The organism is Streptococcus mitis (assembly GCF_005844455.1).
GTDB classification, from domain to species: Bacteria; Bacillota; Bacilli; order Lactobacillales; family Streptococcaceae; genus Streptococcus; species Streptococcus mitis_BF.
Genome location: NZ_SPGF01000039.1, coordinates 1 through 21,047, shown reverse-complemented (window position 1 = coordinate 21,047; position 21,047 = coordinate 1). Strand labels below are relative to the sequence as shown.

Annotated in this window: 26 protein-coding genes and 1 pseudogene; 20 read left to right on the top strand and 7 right to left on the bottom strand. The window is 39.6% G+C overall.

Translation table 11 applies throughout. The annotated features are described in order from the left end of the window. Positions 1-540: 540 nt before the first annotated feature. Together FGQ53_RS08085 and FGQ53_RS08080 are read right to left on the bottom strand one after the other, a co-directional pair. Positions 541-828, bottom strand: a complete 288-nt coding sequence (locus FGQ53_RS08085) for a hypothetical protein (protein WP_020901023.1) — start codon at positions 826-828, stop codon at positions 541-543. Between the two features lie 9 nt (positions 829-837). Next, positions 838-1,248: an HIT family protein gene (locus FGQ53_RS08080; RefSeq protein ID WP_138337586.1), complete on the bottom strand. Its 411-nt coding sequence runs from the start codon at positions 1,246-1,248 to the stop codon at positions 838-840. A 67-nt stretch (positions 1,249-1,315) separates the two neighbouring features. On the opposite strand from FGQ53_RS08080, the gene FGQ53_RS08075 reads away from it, so the two are divergent. Next, on the top strand, positions 1,316-2,047 hold the full coding sequence (locus tag FGQ53_RS08075; protein WP_138337582.1) for an ABC transporter ATP-binding protein: 732 nt from the start codon (positions 1,316-1,318) through the stop codon (positions 2,045-2,047). Further along, positions 2,044-3,093 (top strand): ABC transporter permease, encoded by a 1,050-nt coding sequence (locus FGQ53_RS08070; protein ID WP_138337579.1) that lies wholly within the window; start codon positions 2,044-2,046, stop codon positions 3,091-3,093. The genes FGQ53_RS08075 and FGQ53_RS08070 overlap by 4 nt, the downstream gene beginning before the upstream one ends. Positions 3,094-3,153: 60 nt before the next feature. Here the strand turns inward: FGQ53_RS08070 and FGQ53_RS08065 are convergent, their stop codons facing one another. Beyond that, a complete protein-coding gene (locus tag FGQ53_RS08065; RefSeq protein WP_138337577.1) occupies positions 3,154-3,483 on the bottom strand; it encodes a helicase BlpT in 330 nt (109 codons plus the stop codon). Between the two features lie 276 nt (positions 3,484-3,759). Here FGQ53_RS08065 and FGQ53_RS08060 point away from each other — a divergent pair, with 276 nt between their 5' ends. The 3 genes from FGQ53_RS08060 to FGQ53_RS08050 are packed head-to-tail and all read left to right on the top strand — an operon-like array spanning position 3,760 to position 6,194. Then, on the top strand, positions 3,760-4,098 hold the full coding sequence (locus tag FGQ53_RS08060) for a LytTR family DNA-binding domain-containing protein (protein WP_138337574.1): 339 nt from the start codon (positions 3,760-3,762) through the stop codon (positions 4,096-4,098). 4 nt (positions 4,099-4,102) lie between these two features. After that, the gene (locus FGQ53_RS08055; protein WP_138337571.1) at positions 4,103-4,840 is read left to right on the top strand and encodes a response regulator transcription factor; all 738 of its coding nucleotides are present in this window, start codon (positions 4,103-4,105) and stop codon (positions 4,838-4,840) included. Positions 4,841-4,853: 13 nt separating this feature from the next. Next, positions 4,854-6,194 (top strand): sensor histidine kinase, encoded by a 1,341-nt coding sequence (locus FGQ53_RS08050; protein ID WP_138337568.1) that lies wholly within the window; start codon positions 4,854-4,856, stop codon positions 6,192-6,194. Positions 6,195-6,237: 43 nt separating this feature from the next. On the opposite strand, the gene blpC is transcribed toward FGQ53_RS08050, so the two are convergent. From blpC to blpA, 3 genes are read right to left on the bottom strand one after another with little or no spacing between them, the layout of a single operon-like run. After that, on the bottom strand, positions 6,238-6,393 hold the full coding sequence (gene blpC, locus FGQ53_RS08045) for a quorum-sensing system pheromone BlpC (protein ID WP_138337565.1): 156 nt from the start codon (positions 6,391-6,393) through the stop codon (positions 6,238-6,240). 56 nt (positions 6,394-6,449) lie between these two features. Beyond that, on the bottom strand, positions 6,450-7,811 hold the full coding sequence (locus FGQ53_RS08040; protein ID WP_138337562.1) for a bacteriocin secretion accessory protein: 1,362 nt from the start codon (positions 7,809-7,811) through the stop codon (positions 6,450-6,452). Positions 7,812-7,821: 10 nt separating this feature from the next. After that, positions 7,822-9,975: a peptide cleavage/export ABC transporter BlpA gene (gene blpA, locus FGQ53_RS08035; protein WP_138337559.1), complete on the bottom strand. Its 2,154-nt coding sequence runs from the start codon at positions 9,973-9,975 to the stop codon at positions 7,822-7,824. 280 nt (positions 9,976-10,255) lie between these two features. Here blpA and blpI point away from each other — a divergent pair, with 280 nt between their 5' ends. The 15 genes from blpI (at position 10,256) to FGQ53_RS07955 (ending at position 20,681) form a co-directional block, all read left to right on the top strand. Beyond that, positions 10,256-10,453, top strand: coding sequence for a bacteriocin-like peptide BlpI (gene blpI / locus FGQ53_RS08030; RefSeq protein WP_001093266.1), 198 nt, complete (start codon positions 10,256-10,258; stop codon positions 10,451-10,453). Positions 10,454-10,919: 466 nt separating this feature from the next. Continuing rightward, positions 10,920-11,189, top strand: a complete 270-nt coding sequence (gene blpJ / locus FGQ53_RS08020) for a bacteriocin-like peptide BlpJ (protein ID WP_001093248.1) — start codon at positions 10,920-10,922, stop codon at positions 11,187-11,189. 69 nt (positions 11,190-11,258) lie between these two features. Continuing rightward, complete coding sequence (locus tag FGQ53_RS08015) at positions 11,259-11,486, top strand: Blp family class II bacteriocin (protein WP_138337556.1); 228 nt, start codon at positions 11,259-11,261, stop codon at positions 11,484-11,486. 51 nt (positions 11,487-11,537) lie between these two features. Beyond that, a complete protein-coding gene (locus FGQ53_RS08010) occupies positions 11,538-11,921 on the top strand; it encodes an immunity protein (RefSeq protein WP_138337553.1) in 384 nt (127 codons plus the stop codon). 36 nt (positions 11,922-11,957) lie between these two features. After that, on the top strand, positions 11,958-12,206 hold the full coding sequence (gene blpZ, locus FGQ53_RS08005; protein WP_138337551.1) for an immunity protein BlpZ: 249 nt from the start codon (positions 11,958-11,960) through the stop codon (positions 12,204-12,206). Between the two features lie 29 nt (positions 12,207-12,235). Then, positions 12,236-12,847 carry a CPBP family intramembrane glutamic endopeptidase gene (locus FGQ53_RS08000; protein WP_138337548.1) on the top strand — a complete coding sequence of 204 codons (612 nt, stop codon included), beginning with the start codon at positions 12,236-12,238 and terminating at the stop codon, positions 12,845-12,847. A gap of 159 nt (positions 12,848-13,006) precedes the next feature. Further along, positions 13,007-13,801, top strand: coding sequence for a cell cycle regulator CcrZ (gene ccrZ, locus FGQ53_RS07995; protein ID WP_138337545.1), 795 nt, complete (start codon positions 13,007-13,009; stop codon positions 13,799-13,801). Further along, positions 13,798-14,433 carry a tRNA (guanosine(46)-N7)-methyltransferase TrmB gene (gene trmB / locus FGQ53_RS07990; protein WP_138337542.1) on the top strand — a complete coding sequence of 212 codons (636 nt, stop codon included), beginning with the start codon at positions 13,798-13,800 and terminating at the stop codon, positions 14,431-14,433. The genes ccrZ and trmB overlap by 4 nt, the downstream gene beginning before the upstream one ends. 126 nt (positions 14,434-14,559) lie before the next feature. Beyond that, positions 14,560-15,039 carry a ribosome maturation factor RimP gene (gene rimP / locus FGQ53_RS07985; protein WP_000338695.1) on the top strand — a complete coding sequence of 160 codons (480 nt, stop codon included), beginning with the start codon at positions 14,560-14,562 and terminating at the stop codon, positions 15,037-15,039. 43 nt (positions 15,040-15,082) lie between these two features. Next, entirely contained in the window at positions 15,083-16,219 is a 1,137-nt protein-coding gene (gene nusA / locus FGQ53_RS07980; protein WP_138337539.1) for a transcription termination factor NusA, read from the top strand. Positions 16,220-16,240: 21 nt separating this feature from the next. Next, the gene (rnpM, locus tag FGQ53_RS07975; RefSeq protein WP_000857560.1) at positions 16,241-16,534 is read left to right on the top strand and encodes an RNase P modulator RnpM; all 294 of its coding nucleotides are present in this window, start codon (positions 16,241-16,243) and stop codon (positions 16,532-16,534) included. After that, positions 16,527-16,826 carry a YlxQ-related RNA-binding protein gene (locus tag FGQ53_RS07970; protein WP_001041390.1) on the top strand — a complete coding sequence of 100 codons (300 nt, stop codon included), beginning with the start codon at positions 16,527-16,529 and terminating at the stop codon, positions 16,824-16,826. The genes rnpM and FGQ53_RS07970 overlap by 8 nt, the downstream gene beginning before the upstream one ends. Before the next feature lie 16 nt (positions 16,827-16,842). Then, positions 16,843-19,662: a translation initiation factor IF-2 gene (infB, locus tag FGQ53_RS07965; protein WP_138337536.1), complete on the top strand. Its 2,820-nt coding sequence runs from the start codon at positions 16,843-16,845 to the stop codon at positions 19,660-19,662. A gap of 166 nt (positions 19,663-19,828) precedes the next feature. After that, positions 19,829-20,179 carry a 30S ribosome-binding factor RbfA gene (gene rbfA, locus FGQ53_RS07960; RefSeq protein ID WP_001273601.1) on the top strand — a complete coding sequence of 117 codons (351 nt, stop codon included), beginning with the start codon at positions 19,829-19,831 and terminating at the stop codon, positions 20,177-20,179. Between the two features lie 319 nt (positions 20,180-20,498). After that, positions 20,499-20,681, top strand: coding sequence for a hypothetical protein (locus FGQ53_RS07955; protein ID WP_138337533.1), 183 nt, complete (start codon positions 20,499-20,501; stop codon positions 20,679-20,681). Positions 20,682-20,808: 127 nt separating this feature from the next. On the opposite strand, the pseudogene FGQ53_RS07945 reads toward FGQ53_RS07955, so the two are convergent. Next, positions 20,809-21,047: pseudogene (locus FGQ53_RS07945) on the bottom strand (transposase family protein); the annotation flags it as partial.

Genomic DNA, 21,047 nt, shown 5'->3' with positions numbered 1-21,047 from the left:
TCGTTTATGAAAGCGCAGATTTTTCTTATCTTTGAGAGCTTTTGTGAGAATGTTTTTGTCATTGGTAGTAAATGTTGCTTGTGTCATATATCTATTATACGTCAATTTTTGATTTTTGTTAAGTATTAAAGCGTAAACAAGCCATATCCCGTCAACTATACACCACAATTTAGACAACGCATTCACCATTTCATAACTAATACTCTTCGAAAATCTCTTCAAACCGCGTCAACGTCGCCTCGCCGTATATATGTGACTGACTTCGTCAGTCTTATCTACAACCTCAAAACAGTGTTTTGAGCAACCTGCGACTAGTTTCCTAGTTTGCTTTTTGATTTTCATTGAGTATAAATCAAATACTTTCCCAGACTTTCCGCCGTAATGAAAACACCTGTAACACTTTGATTTCAGGTGTTCGGAAACTTTGAGACCTAGGCTCAAAGTTTAGGTATGGAACTTCGAAGAAGGTCGCTACCGTCCGTCATTACTTAAGGAAAGTCTTAAAAAATCTATAAAGTAAAAAGAGCCGAGTGGCTCTTTTTACTTATCTTCAATTTCCTGTGTTTCTTTGATAACAGCTAGTCTAGTCTGGATATCTTTTTCCAAGACCTTAAACTTGTAAGTCAGGTCTTCTTGGTATTCCTTAATCAGTTCTTTTTGCTGGTCGATGATTTGCAGGCTGTTTTGGATAATATCCACATCGTCCTTGATAGCTTGAACGCGGTCAGTAGTGTTCAAGACTTCATCTGTGATGGCTTGGCGATTTTTTGTGACCAAATAACTTCCTGCAGCAGCTCCTGCAAATAGCAGTAGATTAGATAATTTCATGGCAACTCCTTAGGCGTTTTTGATAGTTTCAGCGACTTGATCGAGTTTGTCAAAGTCAGGTTCGTGGGCGATAAAATCAATCTTGAGGTCATCGTCCGCACTGTAGCGAGGCACGAGGTGAACGTGGGTGTGAAAGACTGTTTGACCTGCGATTTCTTCACAATTTGCAATGATATTCATGCCGGCAGCCTTGGTAGCTTTCATGACTTTTTGAGCAATTGTTGGCACTTGGGCAAAGAGTTGGCTGGCGCTAGTAGCGTCCATTTCCAAAAGATTGCGATAGTGCTCTTTTGGTACGACCAAGGTGTGCCCAGGCGTTACTTGAGAGATATCAAGAAAGGCAAGAACCTGCTCATCTTCATATACTTTTGATGCAGGAATTTCCCCTGCGATGATTTTACAAAAAATGCAATCTGACATAAAATCTACCTCTACTGTATTGAATTTTGATATAATATAGCTACATTATACCAGATTTGGAGAAAATATGTTAGAAATTAAAAACCTGACAGGTGGCTATGTTCATGTCCATGTCTTGAAAGATGTGTCCTTTACTGTTGAAAGTGGGCAGTTGGTCGGTTTGATTGGTCTTAATGGTGCTGGAAAATCGACGACAATCAATGAAATTATCGGTCTGTTGACACCTTATAGCGGTTCTATCAATATCAATGGTCTGACCCTGCAAGAAGATGCGACTAGCTACCGCAAGCAAATTGGCTACATTCCTGAGACACCTAGTCTGTATGAGGAATTGACCCTCAGAGAGCATATCGAAACGGTTGCTATGGCTTATGGTATCGAGCAGAAAGTGGCTTTTGAGCGAGTAGAATCTTTATTAAAAATGTTCCGTCTGGACCAGAAATTGGACTGGTTCCCTGTTCATTTTTCAAAAGGGATGAAGCAGAAGGTCATGATTATTTGTGCTTTTGTGGTGGATCCGAGTCTCTTTATCGTGGATGAGCCTTTCCTTGGTCTTGATCCGCTTGCGATTGCGGACTTGATTCAGCTTTTGGAAGTGGAGAAGCAAAAGGGCAAGTCTATTCTCATGAGTACCCACGTGCTGGATTCGGCGGAAAAGATGTGTGATGCCTTTGTCATTCTCCACAAGGGAGAGGTGCGTGCCAAGGGAAATCTGACTCAACTACGGGAGGCCTTTAACATGCCTGAGGCTAGTTTGAATGATATTTACTTGGCGCTGACCAAAGAGGAGGAGCTATGAAAGACTTGTTTTTAAAGAGAAAGCAGGCTTTTCGTAAGGAGTGTCTTGGTTATCTGCGCTATGTTCTCAATGACCACTTTGTCTTGTTCCTGCTTGTCCTGCTGGGATTTCTAGCCTATCAGTACAGTCAACTCTTGCAACATTTTCCTGAAAATCATTGGCCTATCCTTTTGTTTGTAGGGATTACTTCTATTTTACTTTTGCTTTGGGGTGGAATTGCCACCTATATGGAGGCACCTGACAAGCTCTTTCTCTTGGTTGGTGAAGAGGAAATCAAGCTCCATCTAAAGCGTCAAACTGGCATTTCCCTAGTCTTTTGGCTCTTTGTCCAGACCCTTTTCTTGCTTTTATTTGCGCCCCTATTTTTGGCGATGGGTTATGGCTTGCTAGTTTTTCTGGTCTATGTGCTTTTATTGGGAGTAGGTAAATATTTCCTCTTTCGTCAAAAGGCCAGCAAATTTTTCACTGAAACTGGACTGGACTGGGACTATGTTATTTCTCAAGAAAGCAAGCGTAAACAAGTCTTGCTTCGTTTCTTTGCCCTCTTTACGCAGGTCAAGGGAATTTCAAACAGCGTCAAGCGTCGTGCCTATCTGGACTTTATCCTAAAGGCTGTTCAGAAGGTGCCTGGAAAGATTTGGCAAAATCTCTATCTGCGTTCTTATCTGCGAAATGGAGACCTCTTTGCCCTCAGTCTCCGTCTGCTCTTGCTTTCCTTGCTGGCGCAGGTCTTTATCGAGCAAGCTTGGATAGCGACAGCGGTGGTGGTTCTGTTTAACTACCTCTTGCTCTTCCAGTTACTAGCCCTCTACCACGCCTTTGACTACCAGTATTTGACCCAACTCTTTCCGCTGGACAAGGGGCAAAAGGAAAAAGGTTTGCAGGCGGTAGTCCGAGGATTGACCAGTTTGGTCTTAGTAGTGGAATTAATCGTCGGTCTTGTGACCTTCCAAGAAAAATTAGCCCTTCTAGCATTGCTGGGTGCTGGTTTGGTTTTACAAGTCTTGTACCTGCCTTATCAGGTCAAACGTCAGATGCAGGACTAATATTGCTTATATGATATAAAAAAGAAGTTGAGTTCAGTTTGTCTCAGCTTCTTTTATTTTCTACAAGATAATGGTTGGTCCGTAGAGGCCCAACTTGGTCTTAACTTGGTCAAAATGGAAGCGGTCATAGGCTCGCCAAGCTGCGCGAGTAGGGGCATCTGGATCAAGAACGCTGAGTCCCAAGAGAAGACTGGAAGTCTGGTAAAATTTTTCCAGCTCAATCAAGAATCGATTATCCACCGTCTCAGCTTTGGCTAGAAAGCCAAGAATAGAGTTTAATTGCTCTTGAAAGCGAACGTCGTCAGCTGTTGCCTGTTTGCATGCTTGGTAGGCTTTGTTTAAGTCAGTAATCAAAATCTGAGCTCTTTTGATGGGGTCTGTGTCTGTCATGAGAATTCCTCCTTTAATCTGGGTGCCAGTCTTACTTCTAGCAACTGTGTTTTGATACTGTCAGTTTATCACTTTTATCACCTTTTTCACCATCAAATCTTTAATTGTTCTTGAAATTTCCTGAATGGTACTGTTAAAATTTTATGATAAAATAGTTGTAAGCTCATCATGATGTTGTAGAAAAATAATCCTTTTAGGAGCTTTCAAAGACTGTTTAGGATTGGGTGTACTTGTGTTAGACCTTTTCTGTTATTCTTTTCTTAGGAGGAGAATCCAATGAAACATATGATTATTCAGACGCAGAAAACAGTCTATAAAGTAAACGTCGACGATATCTACTATATCCAAACACATCCAACTAAAGCCCATACTGTACAGATTGTTACAGAAGAAGCTAGTTTTAATATGGTTCAAAATTTAAGTAATCTTGAGAACCAATATGGGGAAAGCTTAGCGAGATGTCATCGAAATTGTTTGGTTAATCTTGATAAATTAAAATCGATTGATTTTCAAGAAAGAATCCTTTTTCTCGGAGAAGAAGGTCAATATGATGTCAAGTATGCCAGACGTCGCTATAGAGAAATTCGTCAAAAATGGTTAAAACAAGGAGAGTAAGAAGATGAGAATATTTGTTTTAGAAGATGATTTTTCCCAACAGACTAGGATTGAAACGACGATTGAGAAACTCTTGAAAGAACATCAAATCATTCCTAGCTCTTTTGAGGTCTTTGGCAAGCCAGACCAACTGCTGGCAGAGGTGCATGAGAAGGGGGCGCATCAGCTATTCTTTTTGGATATTGAGATTCGAAATGAGGAGATGAAGGGCCTAGAAGTGGCTAGAAGGATTCGGGATCGGGATCCTTATGCCCTGATTGTTTTTGTAACGACTCACTCAGAGTTTATGCCCCTGTCCTTTCGCTACCAAGTGTCTGCTTTGGACTACATTGATAAGGCCTTGTCGGCAGAGGAATTTGAATCTCGTATCGAGACAGCCCTCCTCTATGCCAATAGTCAAGATAGTAAAAGTCTGGCGGAAGATTGCTTTTACTTTAAATCAAAATTTGCTCAATTCCAGTATCCTTTTAAAGAGGTTTACTATCTCGAAACTTCGCCCAGAGCCCATCGTGTCATTCTATACACCAAGACGGACAGGCTGGAGTTTACAGCGAGTTTTGAGGAGGTTCTCAAGCAGGAATCCCGTCTCTTGCAGTGCCATCGCTCTTTTCTCGTCAATCCTGCTAATGCGGTTCGTCTGGATAAGAAAGAAAAACTGCTTTTCTTTCCCAATGGCGGAAGCTGTCTAATCGCGCGTTATAAGGTCAGGGAAGTGTCTGAGACTATCAATAACTTACACTGAACTAGGAGAATTTATGTATATTTTTGGGATTGTATTGTATACACTAGTTCTTAATGGACTAGAAATTGTCATTTTCTTTAAGGTGGATGGAATTGGTCTCACTTTTGAGAGAATTTTTAAGGCCTTTCTTCTGAAATTTCTTCTAGGGGCGTTTTTTACGACTTTTAAATTTTTAGTCCTGACTGACTATCTCTCATATTTTATAGAAGCCTTGTTCGGTATAGGTTTGTCTTTCTTATTGTTAAGAGAACTTCCTAAAAAACTCCTTTTCTTTTATGGCCTCTTTCCCATGATATTGGTGAATCTCTTTTATAGAGGAGTCTCCTATTTTGTGCTTCCATTTTTGGGACAAGGTCAAGTATATGATGGCTACTCATTTACTGGGTTATGTATAATAATTTTCAATTTCTTCATTTCTCTAGCCTTTTTGAAATGGTTGGACTATGATTTTACTAGTTTGAGAAAGGAGATTCTCGATAAAGGTTTTCAAAAGTCCCTGATTACGATTAACTGGATAATGGGGGCCTACTATCTAGTCATGGAAAGTCTGACTTACTTTGAATATGCACATGATATACAATCAAAGACTGTTCGCCATCTCATCCTAGTGTTTTACCTGCTCTTTTTTATGGGTATTGTCAAGAAGCTAGATACCTATTTGAAGGAAAAACTTCAGGAGAAACTGAACCAAGAGCAGGTCTTACGCTATAGAGATATGGAACGCTATAGTCGGCATATAGAGGAACTTTACAAGGAAGTACGGAGCTTTCGTCATGATTACACCAACCTCTTGACCAGTTTACGTCTGGGTATTGAAGAGGAGGATATGGAGCAGATAAAAGAGGTCTACGACTCGGTCTTAAAGGATTCTAGTCAGAAATTGCAGGACAATAAATATGACCTGGGCAGATTGGTGAATATTCGTGACCATGCCCTAAAAAGTCTCCTAGCAGGAAAATTTCTAAAAGCTAGAGAAAAGGACATTGTCTTTAACGTCGAAGTTCCTGAGGAGATTCAAGTTGAGGGGATGAGCCTGCTTGATTTTCTAACCATTGTGTCTATCCTTTGTGACAATGCTATTGAAGCCAGTGCAGAGACCAGTCAAGCTCATGTTTCAATTGCCTTTTTTAAAAATGGAGGTCAGGAGACCATTATCATTGAGAATACTATCAAAGGAGAGGATATAGATGTTTCTGAAATCTTCTCTTTTGGAGTTAGTTCTAAAGGGGAGGGCCGAGGTGTCGGTCTCTATACCGTTATGAAGCTTGTGGAAAGTTATCCTAATACCAGTTTAAATACCACCTGTCAAAATCAAATCTTTCGTCAGGTACTTACTGTGATGCATACAGAATGATAAAAAATAAGACCGAGAGTTCTTGTATCTCGATCTTATTTTTTTATAGTTGTATTGGCTGATGAAGTCCTTGTGTGATGTTATGAGAATATCTATTAACTCTATATAAGAAATCTTCCCACCATCCTCCACCTGTAATCTGGTCGAGTTCAGTAGTTGTTAGTTCTTGAAATGAAGTTAGGTTTTGATTCTTATCCATGTTATGATTCTCCTTTTTGATAAGATAATAAATAGTTATAGAGTGTTATCTGAAAATTAATCAGAATGGGTTAAAATTTTATCTTTGAAATAATCAAAATATGTTTTCTTTGCAGTTACACTAGTGACGCGACCTTGTAAGCCATATTGGATGAGTTTACTATCCTCGTTAGATAGTTTTGCAAGAGCGGTTAATTTAAAGAGATTGCCTTGCTCTGTTCTGGTAGGAGTTTGATCAATGCTCTGAAGTTGGCCGGTGATGGTAATGCCGTGATTTCCAATCTTCTCAAGCTTTAATCTTACAGTTTGTCCTTTATCTAGTAGAGGTAGATAGTCAGATGATACGTAGTAAGTGATTAGTACTTCTCTTGTATCTGTTATAATAGGGAATATTTGAGCAATTTCTGTACCAGTTGGAATTCTATTTTTACCTTCAAATTCACTATTTAGACGAATTATACCTTTACTTGGAGCGGTTAAGGTATTGTTTTCTAAGCGCTGTGTCGCTTGATCTAGTTGTACTTTTAATTCTGTTAATTGATTCTCCACGGTTAGTTGTTGCTGAGAAGTTGTCTGTAAAAACTGAGTGCGGAGTACTTCAATTTTAGTTTCTAAACTATTATCATAAGTTGCTACACTTCCGATACCAGCTTGCTGAATTTTGAGGCTTGCGATAGATGATTCAAGACTTGCAATGCTTTGATTAATTTGAGATAAAAATGGCTCCTCTGCAGTTTCTTGTGTTTGTCCTTGTGATGCTACCAGATAACGATTCAAAATTGACTGGTGTGGATTGCCAGTTGGTAAGCGAGCCCTTTTATTTACGATAGCATCTCTCAGCTCCTGGTATTCTCCAATTTGTTGTTGAACTTTTGTGATTTCTTGTTCAATAGCTGATGAATTGCTATTGGCAAGATTGGCTTGATTTGAAGCTTCAGTGTTAGTCTTTGTGATACCCAGTTCAATATCATGAGTTTGTTTAGTAAAATTCATAAAGGTATTATGGTAGCCAAACTCATCCTCACCAGAAAAAAGATCAGTAGTTTTTTCTAAGCTTTGTTTCAAAATTCCAAGTCCTTCTTTTTGCTTCTCAATTCTTTGTAATTGAGTTTCTAAGGCAGTTTTCTGACTTTCTTCCATTGTTTCAGAGTATTTGATGAGTAAGTCACCTTTTTCAACTACTTGATTTGCCACTAAATGATTAGCTAGGATAGGATTATCACTGGTCGACTGAATCGATGCAATGACACTTGTAGGGGTGATTTCCCCTTGCGATGTAACAGTAATTTCTTTTGTGGCAACAAGGGAGAAAATTAAGATGAAAGTAAACAGTAATGAAAGAGGTATAATTAATACTGTCGCATAGTTATGGTAACGTCTCTGATAAAACTCGACGCTTCTAAAAAGATTAGGATTCATAACATTCTCCTTATTTATTGAACAGATGATGGTAGAAGCCTTGCGCCTGCATTAACTCTTGGTGACTACCAACTTCAATGATTTTCCCTTGATCAAGAACAATGACACGGTTAGTCCGTTCAGCTATACTGGGACGATGGGCTACAAAGAGAATGGTTTTATCAGTTAGGGACATAAGATTATCTATAACTTTTTTCTCAGTCAAGACATCAAGACCGCTAGTAGCTTCATCTAGTATTAAAACAGGAGCTTTAGTTAAAAGAGCACGAGCGAGGGCAATTCGCTGCTTCTGTCCTCCAGATAAGCCAGCTCCATCAGAGAGCTGAGTTTGATAGCCCATAGGCATTCTTTCAATGTCTTGACGGATTTCAGCTAATTCACAAGCTTTTAGAATATCTTCTTGGCTAATCATATGATTACCACCCAAGGTTAAGTTTTCCAAGATAGAGCCATTAAAGATATAGGCTTGTTGGGGTAGGTAATTAATATGGCGGCGTAAGACTTTTTTATCAATGTTTTTAATATCCTGATGATTGATGGAAATATGTCCTTTGTAAGGTTCAAAGAAATTGACAATCATTTTGGCTAAAGTTGTTTTGCCAGAACCACTAACTCCAACTAGGCTGACCTTATCTCCTTGTTTAATCGTGAGATTAATATCTGTTAAGGTATCTCGTCCAAAACCATACTTATAAGAAAGGTCATCAAATTCAATATCGCCCATCAAAAAATGTGAATGAACAGGGTTTTCTTGAACTTGAAATTCAGATTCGACTAGATAGACTTCGTTCAAACGGTTATTAGCGACCTTCGCAGATTGGAGTTTGGTTTGGAGGTTGATAATATTTTCCATAGGAGTTGTAAAGTAAGAAAGAAGTGTGTTAAAGGTAATCAGCTGACCGATAGAAATTTTACTCGACATGACTAATTGAGCGCCAAACCATAGGATAAGGATATTCAGAACTAATTTTGTTCCCTGCTTTAAACTCGTTTGTAAAATAGAATACTTACTGAGCTTAAAGGATTTTTCCAAATAATCTACAAATTCGCTGTCTATATTTTGATAGCGATTTTCTTCACTTGTGAGTGACTTGATGGTTTCAATCCCATTGATATCTTCGATAATGGCAGAACTAACCATAGAATTACTTTGCATGACATCATGGTTCATTTTTTCAAAAGGCTTCATAAAAGAAAAGATGATGAACATGTATATAGGAATGGAAATAAGAGAAAGAAGGAAGAGACTAGGGTTTTGTGCCAGTAAGACACCTCCTACAAGAATCAAAATGGAGACATCAAGAAAAAGAGAAAGAATGGTAGAAGCTAAGGCGTCTATAATAGAGTTAGCATCTGTGAACCGTGAAATGATTTCTCCTGTACGACGTGTCGCAAAGAAAGACATAGGAAGTTCAAAAATATGGCGAATATAAGATAAAATCACATCGATACTTAATCTCTGACTCAGAACAGTTAGGAGATAATCTCTGGAGAAGTTCATGACTTGTTGGAGGATATAGGTGATAACCAGACCAACTGAGATGATTCCTAAAGTTGATTTCATCTGATTTGGGATGTATTCATCCAAGATTCCTTGGAGATAATAAGAACCACCTATATTGATAATCGTGACCAATAAGCTTGAGAGGACAATGTAAGCAATGAGAGATTTTTGTTTGAAAATCAGAGGAAGGAAGCTTAGTAGACCATTCTTTTTATCTGTATGGGGTTGATAGCTAGGTTTGGGAGCTAGAAAAATAGCTACTCCAGTCCATTCAGAGAAAAAGCGTTCTTTTGACATTTTGGTGATTTTTACAGAAGGGTCAGGATCACCAATAACCAGATAGTTTTTCTTTGTTTGATAGACAACATAGTAATGTTGGAGTTTTCCTTCTTTGTTAACGTGAACGATAAATGGATAGGGGACATCACTCATGTCAAAGAGCGTTTTATCTGCTTGAACAGGTCTTGTTTCAAAGCCCATTTCATCAGCGGCTTTTACAATGCCAAGAGCAGTCGTCCCTTCTTTATTGGTCTTTGCAAGTTCTCTCAAGTGAGCTAGAGAAAAATCTGAACCATAGAATTTAGCAATCGAGGCTAAGGCAGCGACACCACAGTCTCTCGCATCTATTTGAGGAACAAATGTACGTTTATAAGAAGTCATTGGCAATTCCTTTCATATAGTGGATAGGTATATTATGCCATAAAACTAAGTTCATATTTTATGAAATCTTGAATAGTCATTAAAACTTCCTGAATGGTAAAAAAGTGATTAGAAATTATTTTTTTTAAACATTTAGAGGTGGCTTGAAATAAAAAAGCTAATTCAAGACGTTTCGATGACAATTCAAGATTTGGATGAAAAAAATTAAAAAATAATGATATACTAAACTTGTCAAAGTTGCAACAAGACAAAAATTAAAAATAAAAAAGGAGTATTTGTCATGAATACAAAAATGATGTCACAATTTTCTGTTATGGATAATGAAGAACTCGAAATAGTTAGTGGAGGAAGAGGCAATTTAGGATCTGCAATCGGTGGTTGTATTGGAGCAGTACTATTAGCTGCTGCGACTGGTCCGATAACTGGGGGAGCAGCAACACTTATTTGTGTAGGTTCAGGAATTATGTCCTCTTTGTAAGATTATGATTCTTAAATATAGTATTATTATCGCTATTAATTTACTGTCTTATTTACTTACTTACAAAATATCAAAGTTATCTAAGAATGATGAGAATAAGATAGTTAGCAAAATTTTAATTATATTATCAATCGTTTATGTAATCGTTGATGCTTTACTTAGTTGATGGATTGGTAGGAATAAAAAACTTAACTATAAACTATTATTTACTAATATTTTTTGCTTTCTGCAAGTTAATAAATAGTATAGTAAAACTTTTTATTGCAAGGAGAATAACGAAATTAAGATATTTTAGATACTCAAGATTATTGAAATCTTAGACTAAAAAATAGGTACTGCTACCTTTAAGAAGATAGTAGACGTATATACTTTTTTAAGAAAATCAAAAAGATACTATAAAAAATCTATTTGTTTATTGAATTTAAGACTTTGGTAACAAATTGAAAATAAAAAGGAGGTATTCATCATGAATACAAAAATGTTGTCACAGTTAGAGGTTATGGATACTGAAATGCTTGCGAAAGTTGAAGGGGGGTATAGCTCCACTGATTGTCAAAATGCACTGATTACAGGAGTCACTACGGGAATTATAACTGGTGGAACTGGAGCAGGTTTGGCCACTTTAGGAGTAGCTGGACTTGCTGGTGCATTTGTTGGAGCACACATTGGTGCAATTGGGGGTGGATTAACATGCTTAGGAGGTATGGTTGGTGATAAATTGGGACTAAGTTGGTAAGACTTATAGTAAAATTATGAGGATTCTATTCTGATTTATTTTAGTTTTTTAAAAAAGGAGGTATTCATCATGAATACAAAAATAATGTCACAATTTTCTGTTATGGATAATGAAATGCTTGCTCGTGTTGAAGGTGGAGATAAAGTAGGAGCTGGAGAAGTTGTTCAAGCATTAGGAATTTGTACAATAGGAGGTGCAGCTCTGGGGAGTGTTATCCCAGTTGTGGGAACTCTTGCCGGCGGGGTTTTAGGAGCACAGTTTTGTACAGCGGCTTGGGGAGCTTTTAGAGCAAGTTAAACTTTTAGCGATATAGTAGATTGGAAATAGTAGTAAAAGGAGGCGATTTATATGAAATACAGATTATTTCTTGTTATTTTCTTGAGTAGTATGTTGGATATTCTTTTAGGGACATTTTTGCAAATCTCTAATGTATCGATTGGGTGGATTGTTCTCTACAGTGGCTTGTTCGAAGTAGGAGTTTTCCTTCTTGCTAATAAAGGAGTAACGGTAAAAATCAAGGAAGTAGAAATTCGAAATCGCTTTAAATTTATTTTTGGAAAAACGTTATGGTTTCAAATCCTTTTGCTTATCTTTTTGATGGTCAAACTGTATCTTGGTTTGGATGCGAGGTTGATTTTATTCTATGGATATATTTTCATTGTCTTTAATGCCTTAATGTATCTATTATCTAGTAGTCAGGTTAGCCTTAAAAAGAACAAACTGTCTTCTTAATCTTACAGCAGTAGAGCTTGACAAGAGGAGGTCATCATGTATAAACACTTATTTTTCCTAGATTCCAAAATCTTAGACTGGTTGACGCCCTATATTCTGGTCTTGGCTTCTGACACCATTGCTTTTAATGTTTTTGTGCTAACCTTTGTATCTGCGGTGGTCTTTAATTTCCTAAATTCCATGCTAGCTTTAATGGCTATCTTCTTAGGGGCTGGCTATGTGGTCGGATTTTGGCTACTCAAATGGTTTGTTTTGGAAAGGTTAGAGCTAAAGGATGACGCATAGGAAGTCTGTTTGGTGAGGAGGATAATTTTATGGAGTTTTTTGATAAATTTCATGCCTTGTGTTTTGGATTTTTAGTACTACTAATCGTCATTACAGTTCCTTATACGATTAACCATGGGGATTTTTTTCAAAATGAATCTGAATTGATTATTGTAAGTCTTCTAGTAACCTCGCTGAGTGTTGCTTATGCTAGAAAGTTTGAAATGATTTCTTTTGGGATGTTAAGTAAGAAACAAATTTTGCTTTTCATTGCAATATTTCTTCTAAGTGTACTTGAGACGCTGGTTTATATTCATTTCTTTGCAGTTTCTTCTGGCGCAGGAGTTCAACACTTATCGGAAGTCAGCAGAGAAATTTCTCTGCCTTTGATTTTGGTTACCTCAGTTTTTGGACCCGTCCAGGAGGAATTCATGTTTAGAGGACTTCTTCAAGGTGCGGTTTTTGACAATTCTTGGTTAGGGCTTGTGCTAACTTCCTCTCTCTTTTCTTTCATGCATGGACCTTCTAATGTCCCTTCGTTTATTTTTTATCTACTTGGGGGCTTGTTACTTGGCTTTGCTTATAAAAAGAGCCAAAACCTATGGGTTTCTACTCTAGTCCATATGTTTTACAATAGTTGGCCACTCTTATATTATTTATAAAAATCATGAAAGGTAAGCAGAAGATGGTGCTTGCCTTTTCTTTCTATAATGATACCTAAGCCAATCTAGAGGCTTTTCTTTGAGAATCGGGTGTGGAGCGGTTGACGAATAGGCCAAAAACTAGTAGAATAGTAAGGAAACTTTATACGGAGGAAAGAAATGGATTTGGGTGATAATGAGCTAACACTGACTCCCATACCTGGGAAAAGTGGCAAGGCTTATATGGGTAGCTATCCTGATGGGAAGCGCATCTTTGTAAAAATGAACACCTCTCCAATCCTACCTGGTCTAGCTAGAGAACAAATTGCTCCCCAATTATTATGGAGTCGCCGTTTGGCAGATGGGCGTGATATGTGTGCTCAAGAATGGTTGACAGGCAAGATATTGACCCCCTATGATATGAATCGTAAGCAAATCGTCAATATTTTAACCCGTCTTCATCGCTCACGTCCTTTGATGACACAGTTGAGTCGTTTGGGCTATGCCATGGAAACACCTGTAGACTTACTACAGTCTTGGCAAGAAACGGTTCCAGACGCTTTGCGTAAAAATCATTTTATCAGTGAAGTGGTGGCTGATTTACGTCAGACTATTCCAGGATTTAGAGAGGACTATGCGACCATTGTCCATGGAGATGTACGACATAGTAATTGGATTGAGACAGACAGTGGCTTGATTTATTTGGTAGATTGGGATTCGGTTCGCTTGACCGACCGCATGTTTGACGTGGCTCACATGCTCTGCCATTATATTCCAGAACATCAGTGGAAGGAATGGTTGACCTACTACGGTTACAAGTACAATCAAACGGTATTAAATAAATTGTATTGGTACGGTCAATTGTCTTATTTGAGCCAGATTTCCAAGTATTATATGAACCAAGATTTAGAAAATGTCAATCGGGAGATTCATGGCTTGCGTCACTTCCGAGACAAGTATGGAAAGAGAAGATGAGAGTTAGAAATCGTAAAGGGGCAACAGAATTACTAGAGGCAAATCCCCAGTATGTGGTCCTCAATCCTTTAGAAGCCAAGGGAAAATGGTGGGACTTGTTTGGCAATGATAATCCCATTCATGTGGAAGTTGGAAGTGGAAAGGGTGCCTTTGTTTCGGGTATGGCCAAGCAAAACCCTGACATCAACTATATCGGGATTGATATTCAAAAGTCTGTTTTGAGCTACGCTTTGGACAAGGTGCTTGAAGTTGGAGTGCCTAACATCAAGCTCTTGTGGGTAGATGGTTCTGACTTGACCGATTACTTTGAAGACGGTGAGATTGATCGTTTGTATCTGAACTTTTCAGATCCTTGGCCTAAAAAACGCCATGAAAAGCGTCGTTTGACCTACAAGACCTTCTTGGATACCTTCAAGCGTATCTTGCCTGAAAATGGAGAAATTCATTTCAAGACGGATAACCGTGGCTTGTTTGAGTACAGCCTAGTGAGCTTTTCTCAGTATGGCATGAAGCTCAACGGTGTTTGGTTGGACTTGCATGCCAGTGATTTTGAAGGCAATGTCATGACAGAATACGAGCAAAAATTCTCAAAAAAGGGTCAAGTTATCTACCGAGTTGAGGCAGAATTTTAAGAAATAGCCTGAAATCAGGCTGTATAAGTGCTTTTGCTTTACATAAGTTGGTAAATGTGCTATACTAAGAGTAAGAATATGAGAAAGTGAGGCGGGGAAATATCTTCGCCTCTTGCTTATGAGGAGGTGGACGCAATCGCAACAATCGTAGAATTAGTCAGAGAAGTTGTAGAACCTGTCATCCAAGCACCTTTCGAGCTCGTGGATATCGAGTATGGAAAGATTGGCAGTGACATGATTCTCAGTATTTTTGTAGATAAACCTGAAGGAATTACCTTGAACGACACGGCAGACTTGACAGAAATTATCAGTCCTGTCCTAGACACCATCAAGCCAGATCCCTTCCCAGAACAATATTTCCTAGAAATCACCAGTCCAGGTTTGGAACGTCCTTTGAAAACCAAGGATGCAGTTGCTGGAGCGGTTGGGAAATACATCCATGTTGGGCTCTACCAGGCCATCGATAAGCAAAAGGTCTTTGAAGGAACCTTGGTGTCCTTCGAAGAGGACGAGTTGACCATGGAATATATGGACAAGACACGTAAGAAAACTGTCCAAATTCCATACAGTTTAGTATCAAAAGCACGTTTAGCAGTTAAATTATAGAAAAAGAAAGGATAGCTTTTGAGGATTCAAAAGTGAAGAAAACATGAGTAAAGAAATGCTAGAGGCCTTCCGCATTTTGGAAGAAGACAAGGGAATCAAAAAAGAAGATATCATCGACGCAGTAGTAGAGTCGCTTCGTTCCGCTTATCGCAGACGCTATGGTCAATCAGACAGCGTAGCTATTGACTTCAACGAGAAAACAGGTGATTTTACAGTTTATACTGTCCGTGAAGTTGTTGATGAAGTATTTGATAGCCGTTTGGAAATCAGCTTGAAAGATGCTCTTGCCATTAATTCAGCCTATGAGCTTGGGGATAAAATCAAGTTTGAAGAAGCACCTGCTGAGTTTGGTCGTGTAGCAGCCCAATCTGCCAAACAAACCATCATGGAAAAAATGCGCAAGCAAACACGTGCCATCACATACAACACTTACAAAGAACATGAGCAAGAAATCATGTCTGGTACTGTTGAACGCTTTGACAATCGTTTCATCTATGTCAACCTTGGCAGCATTGAAGCCCAATTGTCAAAACAAGACCAAATTCCTGGAGAAGTTTTTGCTTCCCACGACCGTATCGAAGTCTATGTTTACAAGGTTGAAGACAATCCTCGTGGTGTGAATGTCTTTGTTAGCCGTAGCCATCCAGAAATGATCAAACGCTTGATGGAGCAAGAAATTCCAGAAGTTTATGACGGAACTGTTGAAATCATGAGCGTAGCCCGTGAAGCTGGTGACCGTACTAAGGTTGCCGTTCGTAGCCACAATCCAAACGTGGATGCTATCGGTACAATCGTTGGACGTGGTGGTGCTAATATCAAGAAGATTACCAGCAAATTCCACCCAGCTCGCTACGATGCTAAGAATGACCGCATGGTACCAATCGAAGAAAACATCGACGTTATCGAGTGGGTAGCAGATCCAGCTGAATTCATTTACAATGCCATCGCTCCTGCTGAAGTTGACCAAGTTATCTTTGACGAGAACGACAGCAAACGTGCCTTGGTGGTTGTTCCTGATAACAAGCTTTCTCTTGCAATCGGTCGTCGTGGGCAAAACGTTCGCTTGGCAGCTCACTTGACTGGTTACCGTATCGATATCAAGTCTGCTAGTGAATTTGAAGCCATGGAAGAAGCGGCTCCAGTAGATTTGGAAGCAGAAAACGATACTGTAGAAGAATAAAAGCTGCTAGAGGAGGGAAAGATGAAAACGAGAAAAATCCCTTTGCGCAAGTCTGTTGTCTCTAATGAAGTGATTGATAAGCGTGATTTGCTCCGCATTGTCAAGAACAAGGAAGGACAAGTCTTTATCGATCCGACAGGCAAGGCCAATGGCCGCGGCGCTTATATCAAGCTAGACAATGCAGAAGCTCTAGAGGCGAAAAAGAAGAAGGTCTTTAACCGCAGCTTTAATATGGAAGTTGAAGAAAGCTTTTATGACGAGTTAATCGCTTATGTGGATCACAAAGTGAAAAGAAGAGAGTTAGGACTTGAATAAGCAAAAAATAAGCAATCTCTTGGGACTTGCTCAGCGAGCAGGACGAATCATATCGGGTGAAGAATTGGTCGTTAAAGCCATTCAAGACGGCAAGGCCAAGTTGGTCTTTCTAGCCCATGATGCTGGACCCAATCTGACCAAGAAGATTCAAGATAAAAGTCATTATTATCAAGTAGAAATTGTAACCGTGTTTTCAACACTGGAATTAAGCATAGCAGTCGGGAAATCGAGAAAGGTTTTGGCTGTGACAGATGCTGGATTTACAAAAAAAATGAGGTCTCTTATGGAATAGAAGAGGAGGACATGATTTGTCTAAGAAAAGATTGTACGAAATCGCAAAAGAACTTGGAAAAGAAAGTAAAGAAGTTGTAGCGCGTGCAAAAGAGTTGGGCTTGGATGTGAAAAGCCACTCATCAAGTGTGGAAGAAGCTGTCGCTGCAAAAATCGCTGCCAGCTTTAAGCCTGCAGCTGCTCCGAAAGCAGAAGCAAAACCTGCAGCGCCAAAAGCAAGTGCAGAAAAGAAAGCAGAAAAATCGGAGCCAGCTAAACCAGCTGTAGCCAAGGAAGAGGAAAAAACGGCTGAGCCAGTTGCTCCTAAAACAGAAAAAGTAGCAGCTAAGCCACAAAGCCGTAATTTCAAGGCTGAGCGTGAAGCCCGTGCCAAAGAGCAGGCAGAGCGACGTAAGCAAAATAAGGGCAATAACCGTGACCAACAACAAAACGGCAACCGTCAGAAAAACGGCAACCGTCAGAAAAACGACGGCCGTAATGGTGGAAAACAAGGTCAAGGAAACCGCGACAATCGTCGCTTTAATGACCAAGCTAAGAAACAGCAAGGTCAGCAAAATCGTGGGAATGAGCGCCGTCAACAAGAGGACAAACGTCCAAATCAAGCGGCTCCACGCATTGACTTTAAAGCCCGTGCAGCAGCATTGAAAGCAGAGCAAAATGCAGAATACGCACGTTCAAGCGAGGAACGCTTCAAGCAGTATCAAGCTGCTAAAGAAGCCTTGGCTCAAGCTAACAAACGCAAGGAACCAGAGGAAATCTTTGAAGAAGCGGCTAAGTTAGCTGAACAAGCGCAACAAGCACAGCAAGTTCAAGCAGTGGTTGAAGTCGTCCCTGAGAAAAAAGAACCTGCAGTGGATACACGTCGTAAAAAACAAGCTCGACCAGACAAAAATCGTGACGATTATGATCACGAAGAAGATGGTCCTAGAAAACAACAAAAGAATCGAAGTAGTCAAAATCAAGTGAGAAATCAAAAGAATAGTAACTGGAATAACAACAAGAAAAACAAAAAAGGCAATAACAAGAACAATCGTAATCAGGCTCCAAAACCTGTTACAGAGCGTAAATTCCATGAATTGCCAACAGAATTTGAATATACAGATGGTATGACTGTTGCGGAAATCGCAAAACGTATCAAACGTGAACCAGCTGAAATCGTTAAGAAACTCTTTATGATGGGTGTCATGGCCACACAAAACCAATCCTTGGATGGGGAAACCATTGAACTCCTCATGGTGGATTATGGTATCGAAGCCAAACAAAAGGTTGAAGTGGATAATGCCGACATCGAACGTTTCTTTGTCGAAGATGGTTATCTCAATGAAGATGAATTGGTTGAGCGTCCACCAGTTGTAACTATCATGGGACACGTTGACCACGGTAAAACAACCCTCCTAGATACCCTTCGTAACTCTCGTGTTGCGACAGGTGAAGCAGGAGGTATCACTCAGCATATTGGTGCCTACCAAATCGTGGAAAATGGCAAGAAGATTACCTTCCTTGATACACCAGGACACGCGGCCTTTACATCGATGCGTGCGCGTGGTGCTTCTGTTACAGATATTACTATCTTGGTTGTAGCGGCAGATGACGGGGTTATGCCTCAGACTATTGAAGCCATCAACCACTCAAAAGCGGCCAACGTTCCAATTATCGTAGCTATCAACAAGATTGATAAACCAGGTGCTAACCCAGAACGTGTTATCGGTGAATTGGCAGAGCATGGGGTTATGTCAACAGCTTGGGGCGGAGATTCTGAATTTGTTGAAATCTCAGCTAAATTCAACCAAAACATCGAAGAGTTGTTGGAAACAGTCCTTCTTGTAGCTGAAATCCAAGAACTCAAGGCAGATCCAACAGTGCGTGCGATCGGTACAGTTATCGAAGCTCGCTTGGATAAAGGAAAAGGTGCAGTTGCAACCCTTCTTGTTCAACAAGGTACCTTGAATGTTCAAGATCCAATCGTTGTCGGAAATACCTTCGGTCGTGTCCGTGCTATGACTAATGACCTTGGACGTCGTGTTAAGGTAGCAGGCCCATCAACACCAGTTTCTATCACAGGTTTGAACGAAGCGCCGATGGCGGGTGACCACTTTGCCGTTTACGAAGATGAAAAATCTGCGCGTGCAGCAGGTGAAGAGCGTGCCAAACGTGCCCTTATGAAACAACGTCAAGCTATCCAACGTGTCAGTCTTGAAAACCTCTTTGATACCCTTAAAGCTGGTGAACTTAAGTCTGTTAACGTTATCATCAAGGCCGACGTACAAGGTTCAGTTGAAGCCCTTTCTGCCTCACTTCAAAAGATCGACGTAGAAGGTGTCAAAGTGACCATCGTCCACTCGGCGGTCGGTGCTATCAACGAATCAGACGTGACTCTTGCGGAAGCTTCAAATGCCTTTATCGTTGGTTTCAACGTACGCCCTACACCACAAGCTCGTCAACAAGCTGAAGCTGACGATGTGGAAATCCGTCTTCACGGCATTATCTACAAGGTTATCGAAGAGATGGAAGAAGCCATGAAAGGGATGCTTGATCCAGAATTCGAAGAAAAAGTTATCGGTGAAGCAGTTATCCGTGAAACCTTCAAGGTGTCTAAAGTGGGAACTATCGGTGGATTCATGGTTATCAACGGTAAGGTTACCCGTGACTCTAAAGTTCGTGTTATCCGTGACGGTGTCGTTATCTATGATGGCGAACTCGCAAGCTTGAAACACTACAAAGACGACGTCAAAGAAGTTACAAACGGTCGTGAGGGTGGATTGATGATCGACGGCTACAATGATATCAAGACTGATGATGTGATTGAGGCATACGTCATGGAAGAAATCAAACGATAATAGAGAAACGATAGCCGATTTGACTCGTCGTCAACAGCGCCTTGATGAACCCTCAGTTCTATCTAAGGCTTGTTTCCTAGATTCAAATGGCTCTAGTTCCTCTATCTAATAAAAATAGCTAGGTCTGCTGGCCTAGCTTTTGGTTCAAAGTAGAGAAAGGAATATCATGGCAAATCATTTCCGTACGGATCGTGTGGGCATGGAAATCAAGCGTGAAGTCAATGAGATTTTGCAAAAGAAAGTCCGTGATCCGCGAGTTCAAGGCGTGACCATCACAGATGTTCAGATGTTAGGTGATTTGTCTGTTGCCAAGGTTTACTACACCATTTTGAGTAACCTTGCTTCGGATAATCAAAAAGCCCAAATCGGGCTTGAAAAAGCAACTGGTACCATCAAACGTGAACTTGGTCGCAATTTGAAATTGTACAAAATCCCAGATTTGACCTTCGTCAAAGACGAATCCATCGAATATGGAAACAAGATTGACGAGATGCTACGCAATCTGGATAAGAACTAAGAAGAGGGGCAACCCTCTTTTTTGGTGGGGAAAAGGCAATGAGACATACTGAGGGAATCTTTCTAGAATTAAACATTATTAAAAAGCTTTATATAGTAGATTGAAATAAGATGTGAACAAATTGATTAGGAAAGTCAAATTAATGTATAGAAATATTTTAGCAACCATGGCGTACTATTCTAGGTTCAATCTACTATAAAATTTAGCTTGTATGATAGTATAGAAATTGGAAAGAGTAAGATATAACGATTTCACAGAAATAGTCAGCAAGACTGGTATCGTCAATATTTTAAAGTGTAGTTAAACGAGGGAAGAGAATATGGGACCTATCAAAGCTTTTGCTAAAATCTATGGTAATTACTTTTTGACCGTGCAAGGTGTAAAAGTAATGAAAACGATAAAGAAAGATGACAATGTCGTTGTCGGTCTGGGGAAACTATTTATTGCAGACAAGTTAATGGATACGGCTCGGTGGCTCATCAAGCCAGAGGAGAGAGAATGAAATTTTTCTTGGGTCTTCTTGCCATTATTTTTATCAAACCGATTATTGGAATTGTGAAATTCCTGTGGATGATCATCTTTTTTGCAGTCCAATTGCTGTTTTACAAGATATTAGACTTGTTCGGTAACTACATCATCTCGTGGTTGATGATGCCACAAATCAACTCAGCTCTTAATTCAAACCGTTTTCTACGATTACGATAGGGCTGTGCCATGATTTGAAAGGTTTTAAATTTGGCATTAAAGTGCTCAACTCCAATACGCATTTTAGCTATCTCGCGATTCAACTACTTATCCTCTTGGGTTAAGGGGTGATTTCTAGAACGTTTAGCAGGGATAAAGGTATTTTCGTGAAATTTCAAGATGC